Origin of the sequence: Streptomyces sp. NPDC048269, assembly GCF_040652395.1 — a bacterium.
In the GTDB taxonomy this organism is placed as follows: domain Bacteria; phylum Actinomycetota; class Actinomycetes; order Streptomycetales; family Streptomycetaceae; genus Streptomyces.
Window position 1 is genome coordinate 1 of record NZ_JBEZLW010000119.1, and the last position, 1,699, is coordinate 1,699.

Genomic DNA, 1,699 nt, shown 5'->3' on the forward strand with positions numbered 1-1,699 from the left:
ATCCGAAGCGAACGAGGCATCCGCTGGGGCGGCAGACCGCTACCCACAGCGGCCTGACCACCCAACCCGGCCAACCTTCCCGGTCACAGCACTAGTTGCGTGAACTGAGAGGTGCGCTGAGCCATGAGCTTATGCGGAACCATCCTGAGGGCGCCACAAGCCCCCTGCCACGACATCAGCGCCTTCACCCTGGATGTGGTGGTGCACCGTGGCACTTGAGCCAATCCTGTGGGCCTTGCACGACAGCCCCGTGAACAGCACGACGGACAGGATGCTGCTGGCCGGCCTGGCAGAGAAAGCGGATCCGGACGGCACCAACGCCTTCCCCTCCCGCCGGACACTGGCCCGGATCGCGCTCTGCGACGTCAAGACAGTGCAGCGGCGTCTGGCCTCCCTCGCCGAGCGGGGCGTGATCACGCTGGGAAACCAGAAAGCCGCCCGGTACATCCCCGCGCACGCCCGCCCCAAGGTCTACGACCTGCAGATCCCCGCGGCCTGGTACGGCCCGGAGCGCCTCGCCCGGGTCAACGAGGACCGGGCGCACCGCGGCCTGCCGCCACTGACACCGCAGACCCGTCCAGCGCTACCGCCCGCCCCGCCGCGCACAGAGCGCAGCGACAAGGGAAAGCCGCGCCGTAAAGGAGGGGACTGTCAGTCCCCTCCCCCACAACATCGCGTCGACGGGCGGGGGGACTCTCAGTCCCGGGGCAGGGGGGACTCTCAATCCCCGCAGGGGGGACTGCCAGTCCCCCAACCCTCCCCTTTAACCCTCCCCTCTCAAGAAACCCCCGTAGCGCCTACGGCGCGTAGCGCCGATGACGCCCGCAGGGCCACTGCAGGTAGCAGCGCGCGCGAGGCCAGCGGCTGCGCCGCGTCTCCGGGCGCAGGCGCGCCCACCCCGGCAGCCAGCTCGAGGAAGACAGCCCGCGAGCGGATGCCCCCGGGACAGGACGACTCGGTCAGAGCAGTGGAAGCGGGATGGCCGCGGGAGCTGGCCCCTCTGCTGCCGCCCCACCGTCCGGCCGTGCTGCGCCAGGCGATCCTCCAAGCCCTGGACGGAGGACGGACACCACAGCAACTCATCGAGCGGATCCAGCGCCGATGGTGGACCCACGGCTACGCCCGCGCCCTGGCCGAAGGAAAACTGTCCTCCCCCGTCGGGGTCGCGGTGGGGCTCGTGCGCCCCTCCACCGACTGCCCGGACCCGATGTGCGAGGACGGCACAACCCTCCACCTAGAACAGCCATGCACCAACTGCACAGAACGCCGAGCAGACCGCCGCCGCGGCCGCGCCCCCGCACCAGGCGAGAAACATCCGCGGCCCGAGTGGTGGGAGTGCGAAGGCGAGGACTGCACGGCAGCCGGCAAAGGGCCACGGCCCGACGACAGGCTGTGCCGGCAGTGCCGGGACCAGGCAGAACAGGCCGAGATCCAGCACGCGACCGCAGGCCTGATCGCCGAAGCCAAGGCCACCCAGCAAGCAGAACAGCTACGACAGACAATCCAGTGGCAACGCATGCTCAATAACGCCTACACCCAGCACGCCCAACGAACCCGCACGGCACAGGACCAAGCCGAAGCCGACCGCCGCGCCGCCGCCGAAGCTGAAGTTCCCCCGTTGATGTGGACACCTGGACACTGGGACGTATGAGCCCAGGGGAAGCAGTGCCAGGTGGGAAGTAACTACACGAAGCGATAT

General features: G+C 69.3%; 1 protein-coding gene and 1 pseudogene. Both read left to right on the forward strand.

Features of this window, described 5'->3' with window-relative positions:
* Window positions 1-193: 193 nt before the first annotated feature.
* Window positions 194-400 (forward strand): annotated as a pseudogene (locus AB0D48_RS37380) (helix-turn-helix domain-containing protein); the annotation flags it as partial.
* A gap of 624 nt (window positions 401-1,024) precedes the next feature.
* Window positions 1,025-1,651 carry a hypothetical protein gene (locus AB0D48_RS37385; RefSeq protein WP_362407823.1) on the forward strand — a complete coding sequence of 209 codons (627 nt, stop codon included), beginning with the start codon at window positions 1,025-1,027 and terminating at the stop codon, window positions 1,649-1,651.
* Window positions 1,652-1,699 lie beyond the last annotated feature (48 nt).